This window comes from Gordonia sp. NPDC003429 (assembly GCF_053588575.1).
The window spans coordinates 1-23,384 of sequence record NZ_JBSFQF010000015.1 but is presented as its reverse complement, the minus strand read 5'-3'; the positions used below and the strand labels follow the sequence as shown (position 1 = coordinate 23,384).

At 68.9% G+C, this 23,384-nt stretch carries 8 protein-coding genes; 4 read left to right on the top strand and 4 right to left on the bottom strand.

What is annotated here, in order from left to right; all coding sequences use genetic code 11:
* Positions 1-13: 13 nt before the first annotated feature.
* Both ACWDSI_RS16400 and ACWDSI_RS16395 read left to right on the top strand, forming a co-directional pair.
* Positions 14-1,237: a sensor histidine kinase gene (locus ACWDSI_RS16400; RefSeq protein ID WP_449746529.1), complete on the top strand. Its 1,224-nt coding sequence runs from the start codon at positions 14-16 to the stop codon at positions 1,235-1,237.
* A complete protein-coding gene (locus ACWDSI_RS16395; RefSeq protein ID WP_449746528.1) occupies positions 1,222-2,352 on the top strand; it encodes a hypothetical protein in 1,131 nt (376 codons plus the stop codon). The genes ACWDSI_RS16400 and ACWDSI_RS16395 overlap by 16 nt, the downstream gene beginning before the upstream one ends.
* Before the next feature lie 156 nt (positions 2,353-2,508).
* Here the strand turns inward: ACWDSI_RS16395 and ACWDSI_RS16390 are convergent, their stop codons facing one another.
* The 4 genes from ACWDSI_RS16390 to ACWDSI_RS16375 are packed head-to-tail and all read right to left on the bottom strand — an operon-like array spanning position 2,509 to position 5,760.
* Positions 2,509-2,865 (bottom strand): GNAT family N-acetyltransferase, encoded by a 357-nt coding sequence (locus ACWDSI_RS16390; protein ID WP_449746527.1) that lies wholly within the window; start codon positions 2,863-2,865, stop codon positions 2,509-2,511.
* A 59-nt stretch (positions 2,866-2,924) separates the two neighbouring features.
* Positions 2,925-3,740 carry an ABC transporter permease gene (locus ACWDSI_RS16385; RefSeq protein ID WP_449746526.1) on the bottom strand — a complete coding sequence of 272 codons (816 nt, stop codon included), beginning with the start codon at positions 3,738-3,740 and terminating at the stop codon, positions 2,925-2,927.
* Positions 3,737-4,561: an ABC transporter permease gene (locus tag ACWDSI_RS16380; RefSeq protein WP_449746525.1), complete on the bottom strand. Its 825-nt coding sequence runs from the start codon at positions 4,559-4,561 to the stop codon at positions 3,737-3,739. The genes ACWDSI_RS16385 and ACWDSI_RS16380 overlap by 4 nt, the downstream gene beginning before the upstream one ends.
* Positions 4,558-5,760, bottom strand: a complete 1,203-nt coding sequence (locus ACWDSI_RS16375; RefSeq protein ID WP_449746756.1) for an ATP-binding cassette domain-containing protein — start codon at positions 5,758-5,760, stop codon at positions 4,558-4,560. The genes ACWDSI_RS16380 and ACWDSI_RS16375 overlap by 4 nt, the downstream gene beginning before the upstream one ends.
* A gap of 330 nt (positions 5,761-6,090) precedes the next feature.
* On the opposite strand from ACWDSI_RS16375, the gene ACWDSI_RS16370 reads away from it, so the two are divergent.
* Positions 6,091-14,112: an amino acid adenylation domain-containing protein gene (locus ACWDSI_RS16370; RefSeq protein WP_449746524.1), complete on the top strand. Its 8,022-nt coding sequence runs from the start codon at positions 6,091-6,093 to the stop codon at positions 14,110-14,112.
* Positions 14,113-14,133: 21 nt separating this feature from the next.
* On the top strand, positions 14,134-23,384 hold a 9,251-nt coding region (locus ACWDSI_RS16365), incomplete at its 3' end, for an amino acid adenylation domain-containing protein (protein ID WP_449757182.1).

Genomic DNA, 23,384 nt, shown 5'->3' with positions numbered 1-23,384 from the left:
ATGCGCGGTCGCGGTGACCACCGTGCAGCCCGTCGAGACCACCGACGGACACGAGGATTCGGAGGGCACCGATCTCGAGCGTGTGCAGCGCATCGGCGCGCGGTTTCTCGGGGCCGGCTTCGTCGCGTATCTGCTCGTCTCAACCGGGGAGATCCGCGCGCAGTCGGTGCTGACCGACCCCTGGTGGCCGCCACTGAGCGTGCTGGCGGCCATCGGCCCTGCAGTGGTTCTCATCGTCGCCAGCTTCCGGCCGGGGACAAAGTGGCTGAGTCCGTTGTCGATGATGTTGTCGGCGGGGTACCTGGTCGCGACGGCCACCTGGTTCCTCGCGTGGACAGGCGACACCCTGGGTGACACCGGCCGAGGTGCGGTGTGGTTGATCGGCTTTCCCGCCCTGCCCGCGATGGTGCTCATGCTGGTCCACCCGCGGTGGAGTCTGATCCACACGGCGGTCGCGACGGTCGGGATCAACATCGCCCAGCAGTGCGGACGGTTCGGGCACCCCACCCCGGAACTCGGGCTCGAACTGCTGTGGGCCTGCAGCTTCAGCGGTGTGTTCCTGGCCATCGCGTTCACCGCGGTGCGCACCGCTCGGCTGCTCGACCGCACCCGCACCGAGGCGTACGCCGGTGCGGCCGCGACGGCTGCCGTTGCCGCGGCCGAAGCCGAACAATCCCGGTTCGACGCACTGATCCACGATCGGGTGATCGCGACGTTGCTCGCCGTCACCCCCGGTCGGTCCGACGATCGTCTCGCCCTGCAGGCATCCTCGGCGCTGACCGAACTCGATCGGCTCTCCCACGGGTCCGGTCCCGTCGTCGGGGTCGATGACACCGTGCCCACCACCGTTGCGCTGCAACGTATCCGCGTCGCCGTGGCGGATGTCCGGGAGAGTGCGGAGATCGACATCGTCAACGGGGCCCTCGCCGGGGCGACGCTTCCGGCGCAGGTCGTCTCGGCGTTGGTGGAGGCGACGCAGGAGGCGCTGCGAAACGTCGCGCGCCACGCGGGGCCCGACGCCAGTTGCGCGGTGATCTGCCGGACAGGCGACGACGCGATCACCATCGCCATCGTCGATGACGGCGTGGGATTCGACCCGGACGCGGTGCCCGCCGGGCGGCTGGGGATCGCGGCCGGAATCAGCCGGCGGATGAAGCGGATTCACGGTGGATCGGCCACGGTCCGCAGCGAACCGGGTCGCGGAACCACCGTGGGCCTGCGATGGGAGCAGCCGTGAACTCCAGTGGCGGACAGACGGGCGCGGTCATCGACACGTTCGGTATCCGCTCGCGCGCGATGCTGGTGGCGCTCACCTCCTTCGTGACCGCGTGCCTCGCGATCGTTGTCCGAACCGCCTGGGGCACCACGCTGCAGACGTGGTGCGGCCTTCTGCTTGCCGGTGCGATCTACCTGGTCGTCCTGGTGGTGCTGGTGCGCCTGCCCGGCGATCCGATGTCGCGCGGCGCGGCGTGGGGTATCGCGGTGAGCGTACTCGTCGCCGCCGCGATCACGCTGTGGGCGTTGCCGCAGCCGCCCACGACGGTGATGCAGACCGGGCCGGTGACCGGTGCGTCGATCATCGTCCTCGCGTTGGTCGCCGTGCGCGGCCGGGTGTTGATCGCCTGGGTGGCCAACGTGATGCTGACGATTGAGGTCGGGCTGTGGTCATTGGGTGCGGGCCACGGCTTCGGTGATGGTGCGGCACTGACCCTCGCCAACTACGCGGTGATGATCATGGGGTCGTTGTTCGCGCTGATGGTGCGGCCCATGTCTGCGCAGATCTACGCCCTGCGTGCGGCGCAGTCACGGCGGGCCGCCGACGAGGCGTCCGCCGACGCCGCTGCGATGGTCCGACGCAACCAGGTGGAGGTGCTCGACGAGCGCGCCCGACCGCTGCTGCAGGCCATCGCGGCCCGCGAGGAGTTCACTGCGGACGAGGTCGCCCGCGCGCGGCGGGTGGAGGCCGGACTGCGTGACGGTATCCGCGGACGCGGTCTCGACACCTCCGACGTACGGGCGGCGGTGTGGCGGGCCCGCGGTCGTGGCGTCACGGTGCTCCTCCTCGATGACGGCATGCGTGCCGGCGAGCGGGTGCACGCGACACCGGACATTCTCACCGAACTGGAGTCGGTGCTGGTCGACGCGCTCGATTCGGTGGACGACGGTCGGGTCACCGCCCGCATCCTGCCGCCCGGCCGTGACGTCGCGGCCACCATCACCGTCGACACGGGAACGCGGCACCAACGGATCGAGTTCGAGCGATCGGGGCGCCGGACGACCATGGAACTCGGGGGCGAGGACCCCCCGGACACGACTCGGCCCGCCCGACTTCACAGTCGGACGGGCCGGTGATCGGTGCCGTTGCCCCGCCCGGAGAGGTGGCCGGCGGGCAACTCGACCGTCGTGGTGAGCGGTCGTCCACCCCCGCTCACAACTCTTAGATTACGAGCCAGAAAGGCTCCAGAACAGGGACTTTGGGCCTTTCGTGCGGCGTAAGAAAGACCCCTGTTAGGTGGTCACGCTCGACAGCCAGTTGATCACTTCGGGGGTCACCGGAGCGGTCGCGTCGGCGTATTCGGTGTGCTTCTTGAGGAACGCGGCCACCATCGGGCAGACGCCGATGATGGTCTTGCCCTGCGCGCGGGTGTCGTCGAGCGCCTCGGTGACCAGGATGGTGGCCAGTCCGCGGCCGCCGAACTCTTCGGGCACCTCGGTGTGATAGAACACGCGTTCGGATACGCCGTCGTGGTCTCGGTCGCGGTAGGCGGCGAGCCCGGCAACCTGCTCGTCGACACTGATCTCATAGCGTTGTGCGGCGGGGATCTCGGACACGCTGGTCTGCGCCCCGGTCTTGTCGGTGGTCATGCTTCCGACGGTAGCGTGACCACACGGTCATGGCGACGTCCTGGCACTGCGCGCGGAGCTCAGCGGGACGTCGCCGCTCGGCGGTATCCGCGTAGCGCGGGAACGATGCAGACGGCGACTATCGCGACCGACCAGATGGCCACCTTGATGAAGTTGTGCGCCACCGGTCCACCGTCGGCGAGCGAGCGCATGACCTCGATGGTTGGTGTCATCGGTTGATTCTCGACGATCGGCTGCAGCCACCCCGGGTAGGCGTCGACGGGGGAGAACCCGGAATTGAAGAACATCAGCACGCTCGACAGCAGGGAGAGCAGCGGCACAAGCGGTGCACTCGGTGCCGCGCTCACGGCAAGCGCGAGCACGAGCGTGGCGTAGGCGATCCCGAACAGCAGGGTGACGGCGAAGATCCCGGCCACCGCACCCACGCCGCCGGTGATCGTGAAACCGATCGCCGAACCGAGCGCGAGAAGTAGGCCGGTGACCACCACGATGCGGATCACTTCGCTGCCGAGCCGCGAGGTGAGGTCGGCGGCGCGGTGAATCGGCAACACGTAGAGCCGGGTGAGCAGGCCGGTGCCGCGTTCGGAGTTGAGGCGCACCCCGGCGGCCACCGAACCGAACATGGCGCTCACGAGGATGACCAGCGGCACCGTGGAATACGAGCTGTCCTGACCGGTGGCACCGCCGATGGCGTCGCCGAGCACCACCTTGAACATGAGGAGCGTGAGCACCGGGACCAGCACCAACTGCACGATCGTGCCGGTGTCGCCGACCATGACCGACACCTGCCGCCAGGTGAGGGCACCACTCTGCGTGGCCCAGGCGCGCAGCGAGCGTTCGGGGGGCGGGGCCGCCACCGGCATCTGTGTGGTCATCGCGCGGTCTTCCTGGCGGCGAGCGCGCCCAGCGCCACCGCCGCCGCGGCCAGTCCCGCACACCACCAGAAGGTGGGTGTGAGGATCTCCCGGGTGGCCGTACCGTCGCCGAGCGCGCGCATCGCCGTCGCGAACTGCGAGATGGGCTGGTTGCGGACGAACGGCGCAATCCACTCCGGGAACTGATCCTCCGGGACGAATCCGGTGGACATCATGCCGAGGATCAGGATCGGCAGCGACAACGCCTGACTGGTGGCCTCCGGACTGTTCGACAACAGCCCGACGCCGTCGGATACCGCGGCGATGAGAATCCCCACGACGAGGGCCACCGCGAACAGCCCGACGGTGTCGAGCGCGGTGCCCTCCGGACGCCAGCCCATCACCAGGCTGGTGACCGCGGCGCAGACCAAGGAGAGCACCAGCAGCACCGTGTTGGTGCACAGCCGGGCGGTGGCGGGCACCCAGGTGCGCATCGGAAGGGTCCGGAACCGGGTGTTGACACCTCGGGTGGCGTCGTTGGCGGCGCGCATCGCGGCCGACGAGGCGACGAACCCCACCGACTGCAGGGCGATGATGGGCATCAGGAACTGTGCGTAGTCCATGCCGGGGTCGGCATCCATGATGGAACGCAACGGCAGATAGAAGCACACCGCGAGCAGCACCGGGGCGACGAACGCGAAGACGAACTCGCCGTTGCGGACGATGCCGGCCACCCCGCGGCCGGTGAGCACCCAGAGCTGAGTGGTCGCGCGGGCGTGCGGCTCCGCCTCGTCGTCGCGGCCGGCGACGGTGACGATACCGTTCACGGTGGTCTCGGTCATGCGCTCGCGCTTCGCTTTCCCGGGGCGTCACCCGAGATATCCTCGCGCGCAACGGTGTCCGACCCGGTGAGCGTCAGGAACACCTCGTCCAGAGTGGGGCGCCGTAATGTGATGTCGGACAGCCTGATTCCGGCGAGCGTGGTGCGCCGCACGATCTCCACGAGGGTGTCGGCGCCCTCGGGTGCCGGTACGGATGCGGCCACCACATTCAGCTCGCCGACGTCGGTGTCGTCGTCGGCGAGCATCGCCGTACCGGCGCGGGTGGCGGCGAGATCACCCAGACAGGCCAGCAGGGCCTCGAGTTCGTCCGGCACGGCGGGTGTCACCTGGTAATGGGAGGCGCCGGTTGCCGCCTTGAGTTCGGTCGCGGTTCCCGACGCGATCACGCGCCCGTTGTCGATCACCACGATGTGATCGGACAGGGTGTCGGCTTCCTCCAGGTACTGGGTGGTCAACAGGATGGTGACCCCCTGGTCGCGCAGCGCGGCCACCAGGCGCCACACCTCTTGTCTGCTGCGCGGATCGAGCCCGGTGGTCGGTTCGTCGAGAAACACCACGTCCGGGCGGGTGACGAGTCCGCACGCGATGTCGATTCGGCGGCGCATACCGCCGGAATACTTGCCCACCCGGCGGTCGGCGGCGTCGCCGAGGCCGAATTCGGTGAGCAACTCGTCGGCCCGGGCGCGCGCGGCACGCTTGCCCAGGCCCATCAGCCTGCCGAAGAGGATCAGATTCGCCCGGCCGCTCAGCGATTCGTCGAGGGCGGCGAACTGCCCGGTCAGCATGATCGACCGACGCACCCCGGGGGCGTCGGCCACCACGTCGTGGCCGGCCACCGTCGCGGTGCCCCCATCGGGTTTGAGCAGGGTGCACAGCATGTTGACGGTGGTGGTCTTTCCCGCCCCGTTGGGGCCGAGGAGCGCGAGAATGGTCCCCTTCTCGACGGTGAACGAGACGTCGGCGACCGCGGTGTGATCACCGAACTGCTTGCGCAGCCCGTCGGCGACGATGGCGGCCTCGGGTTCGGCGCGGTGTCGGGCTCGGGTGGTGGCGCCGGCAGGGACCGCCGATCGGCGGAACGGGTGTGCCATGCGGCACTCCTCTCGCCTCGGATGGCGTGTCTGGTCAGGAACAACGTGGCTTGCGCACCACGTCGGGCCGGGCCGTCGGTCGGTCCGGATTTCGGGTTCGGTGCGCAGATTACCCGTCGCTGTCCGAGATCATCGCATTTTCGGTCAACGAAATAACAATTCCGCTGGGCGGTTTAGCCCGTTCGACGGACACTGTAACGACTCGGCGTGCCTGAGCGATGAGTTCCCAGGAGAGGATTTCCTGTGTGTATTGCGGGTAATTACTTCTCCTGACTACTTCCATTGATCGAATAATCAGGCGATTGCTTCCGCCGAAATTGAAGTTGGGTGAGACTGAGTCCGGTAGACATGGAATCCATTCGAGGGCAGGTCGGCCGCATTCCATCGGCGGGGGTCGTTGGGAGTCCGGCCGAGTCGGGGCGACCCGGGAGTGAGGATATGCGGCAACAGCAGACGGCCGACGAGGACTGCGACACGGCGGTGACGCTTCTCGAACTGACGGCGGCGCAGCGTGGTATGTGGTTCGCGGAGAGCCTTTCTCCGGACTATTCGGTCACCGTCGCGCAGTACATCGACATCAAGGATCGTGACCGGCCGCTCGACGAACACCTGCTCGCGCGGGTGATCGTCGAGGTCGGGCGGGAGACCGAGATGGCGTTCACCCGCATCGTCGAGGTCGATGGCGTGCCGATGCAGGTCGTCGATCAGGAGCTGGACAACGACGTTGAGCTCATCGACTTCCGCGGTGAGGTCAATCCTGTTGTGGCAGCACGGGAATGGATGAATGCGGATTACCGGTCCAGCATGGACCTGCTGGCCGATCGCCTCGTTGTCTCCGCATTGTTGCGGGTGGCCGATGACCGCGTTTTCTGGTACGTCCGTGCGCATCACATTGCGCTCGACGGATATGCAGCGCTGACCATCGTCGTTGATATTCTAAATCGTTACAATGCCTCACTAAATGGTGCTGATTATTCCCCCAAGCCGGCGGCGAAACTGGCCGAACTGGTGGCTGACGACCGCAAATACGCGGACGGGACGCGCCGGCAGGCCGACCGCGATTACTGGGCGGAACGGGTGCGTGACCTGCCCGAGCGGGTCACCCTGGCGCGGCAATCGGCCGCGGTGCCGCTGTCTCCCGTCAACGTGGTTGCCGGCGCCGAACTCGATCCCGCCCGGCAGGCCACGCTGGACCGATTCGCTGCGTCGCTGAACACATCGCCGGCGGTGCTGCTCAGCGCGGGATTCGCGGCCTTCCTCTCGCGCATGGCGGGCACCGACGACGTGGTGCTCAGCCTGCCGGTGACCGGTCGCGCCACCGCCCGGATCAAGCGGGCCGCGGGCATGCTCTCCAACATGCTGCCGGTGCGATTCCGGGACACCTCGCGGTTGTCGCTGCGGGCTCTTGTCGATCAGGCGCAACTCGAGCTGACCGGGGTGCTGCGGCATCAGCGCTACCGTTTCGAGGACATCCGCCTCGACGCGGGTCTGCAGGACGCCAACACGGCGTCGTTCGGGCCGATCGTCAACATGATGTTCTTCGACAAGCCGATGGAGCTCGAGGGCGCCACCATCGACTACCAGATCCTCTCCTCGGGCATCCTCGAGGATCTGCGGCTCAACCTCTATCAGGCCAGTCCCGGCGCGCGGATCGTCGTCGACCTGCACGGCAACCCCCATCTCTACGACGAGGACGACCTACGCGGGCACCTGGATCGATTTCTCGTCTTCCTCGAGCGGATCTTCTCCGCATTGGACACCCCGATCGGCGACGTCGACCTGCTGCTCGACTCCGAGCGCGACGAGTTGCTCGGTCTCGGAGTCGGTCCGGTGCGCCCGCTGCCGGAGCCGTCGGAGCACCTGCTGCACGGTTTCGAGAAGATGGTCGGTGAGCGGCCGTCGGCGGTGGCGGTGGAGTTCGAGACCCGCTCGTGGACCTACCGCGAACTCGACGACCTCCGCCGTCGGCTCGCCCACAGCCTCAGGGCGTCGGGTGTCGGGGACGGCGATCACGTGGTGGTCGCACTCGACCGCGGTGTGGCGCAGGTGGCGGCGATCTATGCGGTACTCAGCGTGGGCGCCGCGTATGTGCCGGTGGATCCCGGGCAGCCCGAACAGCGGCGGCAGCTGATCGCCGATACCGTCGACGCCCGCGTGGTGCTCGATTCCGAGCACCTCTCCTCGATCGGCTTCGCCGTGGACATCGAGTCCGTGGACATCGAATCCGTGGACATCCGATCCGGCGGGCCCGCGACCGACGAATCGTTCCCGCCGGTCGGTGGCGGTGCCGGCGCGGCATATGTGATCTTCACGTCGGGCTCGACCGGGGTCCCCAAGGGAGTCCGGGTGAGCCACGAGGCGGTACTCAACCGACTCGCCTGGATGCAGGACAACTACGCACTGACCCCCGGCGACGTGGTGCTCTACAAGACGCCGTTCACGTTCGACGTGTCGGTGTGGGAGTTGCTCTGGCCGTTGGCGCGCGGCGCGCGGATGGTGATCGCCGCACCCGGTGGCCATCGCGATCCCGCCTATCTGCGTGAGCTGATCGAGCGCCGCGGCGTCAGTGTGCTGCACTTCGTTCCGTCGATGCTCGACGTCTACACCGAGGTGCTCGCCAACGAGGGATACGACACCTTGCTCCCGCCGTCGGTGCGGTATCTCTTCACCTCCGGCGAGGCATTGCCCCGACACCTGGCCGACCGGGTGATCGAGACCTCGAGCGCGGAGGTGGTCAACCTCTACGGCCCCACCGAAGCCGCCGTCGACGTGACCGAGTGCCGTGTGGTGGGCGACGACGGTCCGGTCCCGATCGGCCGGCCGGTGGCCAACACGCGCGTCCACGTGCTCGACGAGGCGCTGGCCCCGGTGCCGGTCGGCGTGGCGGGTGAACTGTACCTGGCCGGAATCCAGCTCGCCGACGGCTACGTCGGTCGCCCCGCGTTGACCTCCGAGCGGTTCGTCGCCGATCCGTTCGGTCCCACCGGCACCCGGATGTACCGCACCGGCGACCTGGTGCGCTGGGCCGACGACGGCACTCTGCACTACCTCGGCCGCACCGATTTCCAGATCAAGATCCGCGGACAGCGGGTCGAGCCGGGCGAGATCGAGTCCGTGCTCGATGCGCTGCCCGGCGTCGAGGCCAGCGCGGTGATACCGCGCACCGACCTGGCGTCGGCACCCGTCCTCGTGGCCTACCTGCGTGCGGAATCGGACGAGGTGACCGAGGGCACGGCGCTGGCGTGGTGCCGCAGGCATCTCCCGTCGCACATGGTCCCGGTGGCGGCGATGCTGCTCGATCAGTTCCCGCTCAACCCGTCGGGCAAACTCGATCGCAAGCGATTGCCCGCGCCGGAGCTGACGCGGTCGGTGGAGTACGTGGCACCACGTACCCCCGTCGAGCTCGCGCTGGCCGGACTGCTCACCGAACTTCTCGGAGTGGAGCGGATCGGGTTGCGCGACAACATATTCGCCCTGGGTGGGGATTCGTTGCTGGCAGCTCGCCTGGTGTCACGGGCGCGCAACGAACGCAACCTGCGGGTGGATCTGACCACCGTGTTCGCCGCGGTGGACGTCGGCGAGATCGCGGCGCGCTCGGAGTTGGGCGGCCAGGACGACCGGCCCGAGTTGCGCCGGGTCGAGCGGCCGGCCGTCGTGCCGTTGTCGCACGCGCAGACCAGGCTGTGGTTCGTCAACCGCATGGACCCGGGGGCGGCCACCTACAACATGCCCGGGGCGGTCCGGCTGGGCCACGACGTGGACGTGGACGCGCTGCGGGATTCGATCGAGTCGCTGGTCGAACGGCACGAGACATTGCGCACCCGCTTCGGCTCGCATCTGGGAGAACCCGTACAGGAGATCCTGCCCGCGGCCGAGGCGATGGGGTTGCTCGACACGGAGGTGTTCGACGCCGAGGGCCGGCTCGAGGAATTGATCGCCGCGGATGCCGCGCGGGGATTCGACCTGGTGCACGAGATCCCGTTCCGCATCCGAATCCTGCATGACGCCGACGGCTACGCGGTGGTCACCGTGCTGCACCACATCGCCGGGGACGGCTTCTCGCTGCAACCGCTGATCCGTGACCTCATGGTCGGCTACACGCGCCGGCGCGACGGCGCGACACCGGACCTCGAGCCGCTGGCCGTGCAGTATGCCGACTTCGCGATCTGGCAGCGCGAACTGCTGGGTTCGCTGGACTCGCCGACCGATCGGGCGGCCGCCGGATTGTCGTTCTGGGAGCAGGAACTCGCCGGCATGCCCGATCTGCTGATGCTTCCCACCGATCGCCCACGCCCACACGTGGCCACCGGGAACGGCGCCTACGTCGACGCGAGCCTCGATGCCGATCTGGCGATGGCGGTCCGTGGCCTGGCGCGTGACCACGGGGTCACCGCCTTCACCGTGGTGCACTCGGCCCTGGCCGTCCTGCTCGCACGCTGGGCGGAGGTCGACGAGGTGGCCATCGGCACCGCCGTCGCCGGTCGTGACGAACCGGCCACCAGCGAACTCGTCGGAATGTTCGTCAACACCGTGGTGCTGCGGACCGCGGTGTCCTCCGGCGACACCGTCGGCGACCTGCTCGATCGTGCGCACGCCTGTCGGACGCGTGCGGTGCGGCACGCCGACATCCCGTTCGAATGGGTCGTCGACGTCCTCGCCCCGGAACGGTCGGCCTCCCACACACCGCTCTTCCAGGTGGCCATGACGATGCATCCGGGCCACGCCACCACCCTGCAGCAATTCGACTCGTCGGCCCGTCAGGTCGATGCGCGGGTGCCTGCCGCCAAATTCGACCTGTCGATCACGCTCACCGATCAGCCCGACACGGGTGGCTACGACGTCGAACTCTCTTATGCGGCAGACGTGTTCGAACGGCGTACCGCCGAACGCGTTGCCGCGCAACTGGAACTTGTCTTGCGGGCCATGGTCGAGTCGCCCGGACGACGGGTCGGCACCATCGACGTCACCACCGACGACGACCGCACCGAACTCGTCTCGGTGGCCGAACCGGTGGCGCCCGCCGCATTGTTGCGTGATCTGCTCCACGGGGGAGCGCTCAAGGCCGATCCGGATTCGGTGGCCATCAGCGGGACGTCGGAGATCACCTGGTCGGTCCTCACCGCTCGATCCAATCAGCTTGCCCGCGAACTCATCTCGCTCGGAGTTGGGCCCGGCGACATCGTGGCGATCTGCATCCCCCGATCCCATCACTCGGTGATTGCGTTGCTCGCGGTGGCCGCCACCGGGGCCGGCTTCGTCAGCATCGACCCGGCCCTGCCCGCCGGGCGGATCGAGGAGATCCTCGCCGACAGCGGCGCGGTCACCGGCCTGTGCGTGGCCGAGGCGACCGACCGGGTTCCCGATACGCTGTCGTGGCTGGTGATCGGTCAGCCGGCAGCCGAATTCAGGCTGGCCGGCCACAGCGGCGCACCCCTGGGCGCCGACGAACTCGTCCGTACGCCACGGCTCGACGATCTGGCCTACCTGATCTATACCTCAGGGTCGACGGGACGTCCCAAGGCGGCCGCGGTCAGTCACCGTGGACTGGCGAACGTGGTGGCCAACCAGCGCACGATCCTGCGACTGACCAAGGATTCACGCGTCCTGCATGTCGCGTCACCGAGCTTCGACGCATCGGTTTTCGAGATCCTCATGGGACTCGGCGAAGGGGCGCGGCTGGTGATCAGCCCGAACGGCGTGTTCGGCGGGGACGAACTGGCCACCCTGATCCGCGAGCAGGGCGTGACACATGCGGTGATGACGCCGTCGGCGCTGAGCACGATCGAGCCGGCGGCCGTTCCCAGGCTGCGCCGGGTGATCAGCGTCGGCGAGGCGTGCCCACCGGACCTGATGCGCAAGTGGGCCAAGGCGGGTCGGCGCTTCCACAACCTCTACGGTCCGACCGAGGTCACCATCTGGGCCACCGCGGCCGGGCCCATGTCCGAGCACGACGAGGTCACCATCGGCGCCCCGATCCCGGGGGTCGGGGCGGTGGTGCTCGATCGCGGCCTGCGCCCGGTGCCCACCGGGGTGCCCGGGGAACTGTATCTGCGCGGCGTGCAACTGGCCCGCGGATACCATCGCCGCAGCGCGCTGACCGCAACCCGGTTCGTGGCCGACCCGTACGACTCCGGCGCGCGGATGTACCGCACCGGTGACCGCGTGATCCGCACCGTCCGTGGCGATCTGCGCTACATCGGCCGCACCGACTTCCAGCTCAAGATCCGCGGCCTGCGGATCGAACCGGGCGAGGTGGAAGCGGCGATCGTCGATCATCCGCTCGTCGCCGACGCGGTGTGCCTGGGTGTGCCCGCGCCCAACGGCGAGGACGTCCTGGTGGCCTATGCGACGCTGGTCGCCGGTGCCGCCACCGAGCCCGCCCACATCCTCGAGCATGCTGCCACCCGGCTGGCCGGGTACATGGTGCCCCACACCCTGGTGGTGGTGGACCGGTTCCGGCTCACCACGTCGGGCAAGATCGACCGCGCATCGCTTCCGGCCGTCGACTTCACCGAGACGGCACCCTACCGGCCGCCCGCCTCGCAACTGGAGATGGTGGTGGCCGGGGTGTTCGGGCAGGTCCTGGGCCTCGACCGGGTTTCTGCCGACGCCGACTTCTTCCACCTCGGCGGCAGTTCGCTGTCGGCGACCAAGGTCACCGCGCGACTGTCGGCGCTGTTGGACCGGCAGGTGCAGGTCAAGCTTCTCTTCGAACGTCCCACGGTGTCCGCGCTCGCGGCCGCCCTGACGTCGGGACCCACCGGGCACGGCATTCCCGCACTGCATGCGCGCAGCCGCACGGAACTGGTGCATGTCTCCGGCATGCAGCGGGGGCTGTGGCTGATCAACCGGGCCGAACCCGGTTCCGCCGCCTACAACGTCGCGATGGCGTTGCGGCTGTCGGGACATCTCGATGTGGCCGCGCTGACCCAGGCGACGGTGGATCTCAGCCGGCGCCACGAGGCGCTGCGCACCGTCTACCCGATGATCAACGGTGAACCGGTGCAGGTGATCATGCCCGCCGACGCACTCGACAACGACGTGGTCCTCGAGGTCCGCGACGCCGGGCCGTCGCCGGTGGCGCAGATCGCCGAGATCACCGGTGAGGGCTTCGACATCACCGTTGCGCCCCCGGTGCGCGCGGTGCTGCTGCGGATCTCCGCGCATGAACACGTCCTGGTGTTCGTGATCCACCACATCAGCGCCGACGGTGCCTCGATGATGCCGCTGGCGCGAGATCTGATGGCGGCCTACGCGGCCCGTCACGGGGGCGCCGAGCCGGCGTGGAAGCCACTGCCGGTGCAGTACGCGGATTTCAGCATGTGGCTCTCCGAGCGGCTCGCGGTGGTCGACGACGGTGTCTCCGAGCAGGAACGGCAGCTGCGTTACTGGGAGGACCGGCTGGCCGGACTCCCCGAGATCCTGGAACTGCCCGCCGATCGCCCGCGCCCGAGGACTCCGAGTTACCGCGGCGCCGCAGTCGATTTCGAGATCCCCGCAGCCGTGGTGTCGACCCTCGAAGACATGTCCCGCAAGTACCACACCACCCAGTTCATGGTGACGCACGCCGTGTTCGCGGTGCTGCTCGCGCGGCTGTCGGGACGTGACGACATCGTGATCGGCACCCCGTTCGCGGGCCGCGGTGAACCGCTGCTCGAGGACGTCGTCGGCATGTTCGTCAACACGCTGGCCCTGCGCACGCGAGTCGACAAGTCGGAGAGTTTCCTCGATCTGCTCGGTCGGGTCCGCGGTGACGATCTCGCCGACATGTCGCATGCGGACGTCGCGTTCGACGAGATCGTGTCCCGACTGATGTCCCGGCCGCCGACCGCCCACAATCCGGTGTTCCAGGTGATGCTCGCGTTCCAGAACGTCGACTTCCCGGTGCTGCGACTCGACGGACTGACCGTGGAACCCGAGCACGAGGAACTGACGTCGGCCAAGGTCGACCTCGCGCTCACCTTCTTCCCCAACGACCCCGACCGGGAGGCCCGCGGAGGCGCGTTGCGTGCTCAGTTCATCTACGCCACCGACCTTTTCGACGAAGAGACGGTCGCCAGGATTGCGGACCGGTACGTGCACCTGCTCACCGAACTCGCCGACGATCCCGAGCGGGCGGTGGGCGACGCCCGTATCGCCGAGGACCAACCGGCCACCGCGACCGAGGAGGTTGCGACCGCGCCGTTACACGGCCTGGTCACCGCGGCGGCCGCCGCTGACCCCGAGGCACCGATCCTGCACGGGGCCGAGGTCAGTTTCGGTGCATTGCAAGCCCACATGTCCGCGTTGAGCGCCATTGTGCCCGAGCCTGATTCGGCTCTGACGATGGCGCTGATGACCCTGGTTCCGGGCCTCGCGGCCGCCGACGCCACCGAACTCGACGACACCCTGCGCGTACTGCGTGATCGCGCCCACGGCGTTGCGGCCCGCGACAACTCCACTCCAGCCGATCCCATCTAGCCGGAAGGTTCCACAAACACCGTGACGGGAATCGATGCGAACGCAGTAGAAACATGCTCGGGGTGGGGTGCACGTCCCGGCACCCGGGACCTGATCGCGACCGCGGCACGGGTCGAGCCGGACGCCATCGCGCTGTCGGCGGCGGGCGGGGTGATCACCTTCGGTGACCTCGATGCGCGGGTGGCGCCGATGGCGACCGTGTTCGCCGGTCGGGGCATCGACGCCGACGCGGCCGTGGGGGCCGTCATCGCGCCGCTGGTGAGCACGCCCGGAGCCGATCCTGCCGCGCTGGCCGCACTCACCCAGGAACTCGTGGTGGGGGTCCGGAACGCCGCCGAGACTGTACTGGGCGGCGCCGACTGGCAGTCACTGCCCGGTCTGTTCCGGCGAGCGGTCCGTCGTTTCCCCGAGCGCGTGGCACTCACCGACACCACCGGGGCCGCACTGACCTACGGTGAACTCGACGCGCGGTCCGACGCGGTTGCACTCGGGCTCATTGCGTCCGGCGTCACCGATGGCACGGTGGTCGGCCTGGCCACCGACCGGACCGTCGACGTGATGGTGGCGATCCTCGGTGTGCTCAAAGCCGGCGCCACCTACCTGCCGCTGGACACCTCCCACCCCGCGGACCGGTTGGCGATGATCGTCGATGACGCCGCTCCGGCGCTCGTCATCACCGGACCGGACGGCCACCACACCCTCGATCTGCTCCCGGTGGACCGATTCACCACCGCCGGCCTGGAATACCGTGCATCGAAGGCCACGCGGGCACTTCCGGCCCGGGTCGATCCACGCCTGGCGGCCTACGCGATCTTCACGTCCGGCTCCACCGGGCGGCCCAAGGGCGTCGTGGTGGAACACCGGTCGGTGGTGGCGTTGATGGCTGCCGCGCAACAGCACTACGGATTCACCGAATACGACGTCTGGACGATGTTCCACTCCTACGCCTTCGACGTCTCGGTGTTCGAGATGTGGGGTCCGCTGCTGTTCGGTGGCCGACTGCTGGTGGTCGACTACCTCACCACCCGCAGTCCCGCAGAATTCGCCGCACTGCTGGGCGACGAATCGGTGACGGTGGTGTCGCAGACCCCGTCGGCCTTCTACCAGCTCGCTGCCGCGGTCCGTCCGCGCGCCGTCAGCGGTGGCACCGACACCGGCATGCCTGCCTCCGTGCGCTACATGGTGTTCGCCGGGGAGGCTTTGGACTTCGCCCAGGTGGGCCGCTGGTACGACGACCGCATCGCCGCCGAGGGCCGGCCGGGGCCGGTGCTGGTGAACATGTACGGCATCACCGAGACCACCGTGCATTCCACATTCCGTGCCCTCGACCCCGAATTCGTGTCCACCGCCAAGGGATCGGATGTGGGCAACGGTCTGCCCGGGTTGACGATCCACGTCCTCGACGAGCGGCTGCGCCCGGTGCCCGACGGCACTCCCGGCGAGATCTACGTCAGCGGCACCCAGGTGACGCGCGGGTACCTGGGTCGGCCCGAACTCACCGGCGTGCGTTTCGTCGCCGATCCCTTCGCCGGTGACGGTCGGCGCATGTACCGCAGCGGCGACATCGCGATCCCGCACGGCGACACGCTGGAATACCTGGGTCGCTCCGACGCGCAGATCAAGTTGCGCGGCTTCCGGATCGAACTCGGTGACGTCGAGGCGGCCATGCTGGCCACACCCGGTGTCGATGCGGTCGCGGTGGCGGTCATCCGACGCGACAACGGGATCGAGCAGCTCGTCGGGTACGCCGTTCTCGACGGCGCGCACCCGGTGTCGCCGGCGCAGATCCGGGCCAACGCCGCAGCCGTGCTGCCGGACTACATGGTGCCCGACGTGGTGATGCTGCTCGACGAGTTGCCGCTCACGGTGAACGGCAAACTCGACCGTCGGGCACTGCCCGAGCCGCAGATCGTGGTGGACACCGAGTACGTGGCGCCCGGCACCGAAACCGAGAAGATGCTGGCCGAGATCGTCGCCGACGTGCTCGACCTGGATCGGGTCAGCGTGGCCGACTCGCTGTTCGACCTCGGTGGCAACTCGCTGGCGGCTGCACGCATCGTCGGGCGTGCCGCGGAAGCGCTCGGCGTCGACCTCGCGGTCCGTGACGTGTTCGACGCCCCGACCGTGCGCGGGCTGGCCGAACTGTCGGCACAGCGCGCCACCGGCCTGCCCACCGTGGTTGCTTCCGCTCGGCCGGAACGGATTCCGCTGTCGTTCGCCCAGAGCCGGATGTGGTTCATCAACCAGTTCGACACCTCACTGCCGACCTACAACATTCCGGCACTGCTGCAGCTACGCGGTGACCTCGACGTCAACGCATTGCGGGCGGCGCTGGTCGATGTGATCGCCCGGCACGAGGTGCTGCGCACCGTATTCCCGCTCGTGGACGGCACACCGGTACAGGTGATCTCCGAGACGGGGGAGGTCGATGTCCGGCTCGACTGGCGCGAGGTGGATTCGGCGCAGGCCCTGCAGGCGGTCGCGATGGAAGGCTTCGACGTGACCACCGGATGGCCGGTGCGCGCCGCGCTGTGGCCGCAGTCCCCGGGGTGCTGGGTGTTCGCGTTGGTGATGCATCACATCGCGTCCGACGGGGAGTCGCTGCGACCCCTGGTCACCGACCTCGTCACCGCATATGCGGCCCGAACCGCCGGAGTGGCACCGGAATTCGTGCCATTGGAGATCCAGTTCGCCGACTACGCGATCTGGCAGCACGACGTGCTCGGCTCTGCCGACGATCCGGATTCGATCATCGGTGGCCAGCTCGGGTACTGGACCCGGCAACTGCGCGGACTGCCCGACGTACTGGATCTGCCGAGCGACCGGCCGCGTCCGGTGGTGGCATCGATGCGTGGTGCGCGCACCACCTTCACGATGCCGGCCGAGGTGACCGCCGCGGTGACCGAACTGGCCCGAACCGGTGGTGTTACCCCGTTCATGGTGGTACACGCCGCGTTGAGCGTCCTGCTGGCGAAGCTGTCGGGCACCGACGACATCGCCATCGCCACTCCCATCGCCGGGCGCGGACAGCGGGTCCTCGATCCGTTGGTCGGCATGTTCGTCAACACCCTGGTCCTGCGCGTCGGGGTGGATCCGACGCTGACGTTCACCGACCTGCTCGATCGGGTGCGTGGTGTCGACCTGGAAGGGTTCGCACACGCCGACCTGCCGTTCGAGTCGGTGGTGGAGGCGCTCGACCCGCCGCGGTCGGAATCCTATGCGCCACTGAGCCAGGTGATGCTGACGTTCGACCAGTCGGCGATGCCCGAGCTGGCCATGCGTGGCCTCGGCGCCGCGCAGCTGCCGGATCTGCAGGTGGAGCCCGTCGAGGTGGACGACATCCCGGCCAAGGTCGATCTGGCATTCGGTATCGGCGAGACCGCCGACGGATGGTCCGGTGAACTCGTCTATGCCACCGACATCTTCGATGCGGCGACGGCCGAGACCATCGGCAGGCGTTTCACGAAGGTGCTGACCGAGTTGGTCGGCGCGCCGACCAGTCCGGTCGGTCATGCCGCGATAGTCGATGCGGACGAGCATGCCGAATTGACCACGGTGTCCGGTGGCCCTGCCGCCGCGCCGCGGTTGCTGGCCGATGTGCTCGCCGATGCCGCCGCGACTCACGCCGACGCGGTCGCGGTCACCGACTCGTCCGGCGCCGTGCTGACCTACGCGGAGTTGGACGCGCGTTCCAATCAGTTCGCGCGGTGGTTGATCGCTCACGGCGTCGGGACCGAATCACTGGTGGCACTGGCTATTCCGCGGTCAGCTGATCTGTTGACGGCGATGTGGGCGGTGACCAAGGCCGGTGCGGGCTACGTACCGGTCGATCCCGGCTATCCGGCCGACCGCATCGCCTACATGCTGGCCGACTCGGCCGTGGCCCTCGGGGTGACCACATCGGCGTTGCGTGACACGTTGCCCGCGTCGGTGCGGTGGACATCGGTCACCGAGGTCCTCGCCGACGACCGGCACGCCACCGACGCCCTGCGGCACGACGAACTGCTGCGTCCGCGCCACCTCGATGCGCTCGCCTACGTGATCTACACCTCGGGATCCACCGGGCAGCCCAAGGGCGTTGCGGTCACCAACCGCGGAATCGTCAACTATGCCAACGACCTCGCCCGCTACCGCGCAGGCGAGAACGCCGTGGTGATGGGCTACGCGTCACCGAGTTTCGACGCGTCGGTGCTGGAGTGGCTGATGGCCTCGACGAGTGGTGCGGCACTCGCGTACCGGCCGGACAGCGCGATCGGTGGCGACCTGCTCGAGAAGTTCATCCGCGACAACCGGGTGACCCACGTCTTTCTGACACCGACCGTGGCGGCCACGATCGACCCCGATGCGGTTCCCGGGGTACGGGTGATGGCGTCGGGAGGTGAGGCGGTATCCCAACGGCTGCTCGACCTCTGGGCCTCCCGATTGGCCTTCTTCAACGCCTACGGTCCCACCGAGACGTCCGTGGCGGTGGCGAACAAGGCGTGCGAGGCCGGTGTCGCGGTGCGCATCGGCAGCCCGATTCCGGGCGTCGGACTGGTGGTGCTCGACGAGGCGCTGCAACCGGTCCCCGTCGACGTGACCGGTGAACTCTACGTGCGCGGCGTCGCGTTGGCCCGCGGCTACCTGCACCGTCCGGGTCTGACCGCGGCACGGTTCGTCGCCGACCCGTTCGGCACCGGTGGGGAGCGGCTCTACCGGACCGGCGACGTGGTGCGCTGGCGCCGGTCGCCGAGCGGTGGGCTGGAACTCGAATATGCCGGACGCAGCGACGACCAGGTGAAACTGCGCGGCCTGCGCATCGAACTCGGCGAGATCGAGGCCGCGTTGGCCGACCATCACGAGATCTCGGATGCGGTGGTGATCGGCGTCGGCGGTTCGGTGGCGACGGCGCTGGCCGCCTACGTGGTGGCCGATCCCGGACTCGACGTGGCCGCGGTGCGTGACCACCTCGAACTCCGGCTGCCCTCGCACATGGTGCCGGCCACGATCACCGTCCTCGATGCCCTGCCACTCACGCCGGTGGGCAAACTCGACAAGCGGGCGCTACCCGCCCCGGAGACGCCCGGCGGCGAGCGCTACATCGCACCCGAGTCGACGGCCGAGCAGCGACTCGCCGCGGTGGTGGCGGGCATTCTCGGCGTCGAACGCGTCGGTGTCACGGACTCGTTCTTCGCTCTCGGCGGCGACTCCATCATGTCGATCCGGCTGGCGTCGGCGGCGCGTGCCGCCGGTCTGCCTCTGACACCGCGAGACATCTTCGAGCACAAGACGGTTCGCGCTATGGCGCGGGCCTGCGGCGACGACCGGGCGATGGCGCCGCTGCTCGCCGAACCCGCCGGCGGCGGTGTCGGAGCCCTGGCGTTGAGCCCGGTGGCGCAGTGGTTGCTCGACACCGCACCTCTACCCGCGCAGTTCCGCGACTTCTCCCAATCGCTCGTGCTGATGGCGCCCGACGAACTCGACGTACAGACCCTGACGCGCGTGCTCGACACGGTGATCGCGGCCCACCCGATGCTCGGTGCGCGACTGCGACACACCGAGGCGGGATGGAGTCTGTTCGCGGGCGATCCCGATGCATCGGTCGCGGTGACCGTCGCCCACGGCGAGATGGACTGCGAATCAGCGGCATTCGCCGAACTGGTGCGCGCCGAACATGCCGCCGCGCTCGGCCGTCTCGATCCCGAGACGGGCCGGATGGTGCACGCGGTGCTGGTGTCCGGGTCGAACGGAGCGCGCGTCGTGCTCGCCATCCACCACCTGTGCGTCGACGCGGTGTCGTGGCCGATCATCGTGGAGGACCTCATCACGGTCTGGGGTGCGCTCCTCGCCGACGCCCCGGTCTCGGTTCGCCCCGAGGTCACCTCCGCACGCGCCTGGCAGGACGCCCTCTCCACTCGCGAGGTGGACACCGACGAGATCGACTACTGGCTCGAACGCGTCGGACACCGCACCCCGGGCTTCGTCGACTCGGGCATCACACGAGGTGTGGCGGCGCCGGTGCCGGTGACCGCGCGCGTGAACACCGCCGTCACCGAGGCCGTCCTCGGTGACGTGCCCGCGGCGTTCGGTGCCACCACCGCCGACGTGCTGATCGCCGCGCTGGCCCGTGCGGTCCGGGCCTGGCAAGACGGGCGAGGTGTCGCTGCGAGCGGCCCGGTGTCGATGCTGACCGAGGGGCACGGCCGCTACGAGGACGCGTTGCTGCACGATGTTCCCGCGCAGCGCGCCGATCTGTCCCGGACGGTGGGCTGGTTCACCACGATCGCGCCGATCGTCGTCGATCCGGGTGTCGATGCGATCCACGCGGTGAAGGCGGCCAAGGAAGAACGCCTGGGCCGGCCCGAGCACGGACTCGGTTTCGGCCTGCTGCGCGCCGACGAGCGAACACCTCTGTGGGGGTGCGCGCTCCCCGCGATCGGTGTGAACTATCTCGGAACTGCCGGACAGGGCGCCACCGACGACGGTGCGATGGTGCCGTTCGGCGTCGACGACGCGGCGCCGGCGCTGCCGCCGAGCGTTTCGGGACTGCTGCCCGCGATGAACACCCTCACCGTCAACATCGTCGCCCGGCCGGGCGAGCACGGCCGGCAACTTTCGGCCGAATTCCTCTATGCACAAGACGAATTGACCGAACAGGACGTCACCGACCTGGCCGCGGCCTGGACGGCCGAACTCGATGTGATCGTCGCCGAGATCGCCCGGGTCGGTGATCCGGGGCCGTCGCCGTCGGACGTACCGGGCAGTGCCCTCACCCAGGACGACCTCGACGCGCTCACCGCGGCGCACCCGGGCAGCCGGATCTGGCCCCTGACGCCACTGCAACAGGGCTTCGCCCTCCAGTCCGCGCTCGCCGGCGCGGGCGGCGATGACGCCGTCGACGTCTACGTCGGGCAGGCGGTGCTGCGCCTGGCCGACCCCGTCGACCCCGACCGCCTGCGCGGGGCGGTCGACGGCCTGTTCACCCATCACCCCGCACTGCGCTCGGCCTTCGTGCAGACCGCCGACGGCGCCACGGCGGCGATCGTGCCGCCGCGGGTGGACGTGCCCTGGCGCACCGTCGAACTCGGCGCGGTCGACGAGGCGACACGGCGCAGCGCGGTCGACGAGGTGGTGGCCACCGAGCGGATCACGCCGTTCGACCTCGCCGCGCCACCGCTGCTGCGGGTGGTGACGGTCCGTGACGCCGACGGCGTCACCGTCGTCATCACCAACCACCACATCCTGTTCGACGGATGGTCGGGCCCGCTCGTCCTCGCCGACCTCCTTGCGCTGTATGCGACCGGGACCACCTACACCGGCCAGCAGGATTCGCCGACAGCCGATTTCGGTGACTTCGCCCGACGTATCGCCGGTGCCGATCACGTCGCGGGGCGCGCCGCGTGGCGTGAGGTGCTCGCGGCCATCGACGGGCCCACACTCGTCGCGCCCGGAGCGGTCGCCACGGCCGACGCCCTGCCCCGCAACCTCGCGGTGCACCTCGACGCCGACCTGGTGCGCGGACTCGACGCGGTGGCCCGCGGGCAGGGCTCGACGGTGGCCACCGTCCTCCAATTCGCCTGGGCCGTACTGCTGTCACGGCTCACCGGCAACCGCGTGGTCACCTTCGGTGAAACCGTCTCGGGCCGTCCCGCCGACCTCGACGGCGCGTCGTCGACGGTGGGATTGTTCATCAACACCCTGCCCGCCGTGGTGGACGTCGACCCGGCCGCGAGTATCACCGATGTGATTGCGGCGCTGCAGCAGTCGAAGGTGGCGGTGCTCGATCACCAGCACCTCGGACTGCCCGAACTGACCGCGTTGAGCGGGGTGACGGGCGCCCTGTTCGACACGCTGACCGTGCACGAATCGTATCCGGTGGACACCGCGTCGATCTCGACCGCCGAATCGTCGGTGACCGGATTGGCCATCACCGAGGTCGAGGTGAGCGACTCGACCCACTTCCCCCTCAACCTGGTCACCTCGCCCGCCGCCGACGGTGGGCTGTCGATCACACTCAAGTATTTGCCGACCGCATTCGCCGACGAACAGATCCGCGTCTTCGCCGATGCGCTCGACGAGATCCTGCGCACCGTGGCCGATACGCCGGAGTCCCTCGTCGCCGACATCGCACTTCTCGGTGCGGGCGAGCGGGCAATGATCGGCGAGTGGTCGACGGGGCCGGTCGTCGGGATGCCGTCGGGAACCGTGGCCGATGCTGTTGCGGCGCAGGTGGTGCGGTCGCCGGGTGCGCCGGCGTTGTGGTTCGAGGGTCGGGTGGTGTCGTATGCGGAGTTCGGTGCGCGGGTGGCGGTGTTGGCGCGTGAGTTGATTGCTGTCGGGGTGGGTCCCGAGGTGGCGGTGGGGGTGTCGCTGGAGCGGTCGGTGGAGTTCGTGGTGGCCATTCATGCGGTGGTAGCCGCCGGTGGCCAGTACGTGCCGTTGGACACCACGGCGCCGCGCGAGCGGATCGAGTACATGGTGCAGACCGCCGGGGTGTCGGTGGTGCTGGTCGCGACCGCACAGACGCCCGACGCCATCGCCGGACTCGGCGAGCGAGTACGGATCGTGGAGGTGGATGCCTCGGGGCCGGTGGATGAGTCGGCGGCTCCGGTGGCCGATGGGGAGCGGTTGTCGGTGTTGCGTCCGGATGCGGCGTTGTACACGTTGTTCACGTCGGGGTCGACGGGCCGCCCGAAGGGTGTGACCGTCTCGCACCGGTCGGTCCTCAACCGTCTCTGGTGGGGTCTGGGTGAGTACCCGTGGACCGCGGGTGATCGGGTGGTGCTCAAGACGCCGGTGACGTTCGATGTGTCGGTGCCGGAGTTGTTCGCGCCGTTGATGTCGGGTGCGCAGGTGGTGGTTGCGCGTGCGGGTGGGCATGCCGATCCGGGGTATCTGGCGGAGTTGATCGGTCAGACGCGGGCGACGTCGGTGCATTTCGTGCCGTCGATGTTGTCGGTCTTCCTCGATGTGGTTCCGGCCGAACGGATTCGGGCGCTGGACTCGCTGCGCTGGCTCTTCTGCTCGGGTGAGGCGCTGCCGCCGGCGACGGTGGCCACCGCCCATGCCCTGCTGCCGCAGGTGTCCATTCACAACCTCTTCGGCCCCACCGAGGCGGCCGTCGAGGTCGGGTACGTCGACGTGACAACCCGGGATCGACTGGTGCCCATCGGGATTCCGGTGGCGAACACCACAATGTACGTGTTGGATGCGCGGTTGGGTGTGGTGCCGCCGGGGGTGCCGGGGGAGTTGTATCTGGGTGGTGTGCAGGTGGCGCGGGGGTATGCGTCGCG

Bases quoted from the DNA above. Each gene is read 5' to 3' on its own strand.
- ACWDSI_RS16385 (WP_449746526.1), bottom strand. From the start codon at position 3,740: ATGACCACACAGATGCCGGTGGCGGCCCCGCCCCCCGAACGCTCGCTG.
- ACWDSI_RS16380 (WP_449746525.1), bottom strand. From the start codon at position 4,561: ATGACCGAGACCACCGTGAACGGTATCGTCACCGTCGCCGGCCGCGAC.
- ACWDSI_RS16390 (WP_449746527.1), bottom strand. From the start codon at position 2,865: ATGACCACCGACAAGACCGGGGCGCAGACCAGCGTGTCCGAGATCCCC.
- ACWDSI_RS16370 (WP_449746524.1), top strand. From the start codon at position 6,091: ATGCGGCAACAGCAGACGGCCGACGAGGACTGCGACACGGCGGTGACG.
- ACWDSI_RS16395 (WP_449746528.1), top strand. From the start codon at position 1,222: ATGGGAGCAGCCGTGAACTCCAGTGGCGGACAGACGGGCGCGGTCATC.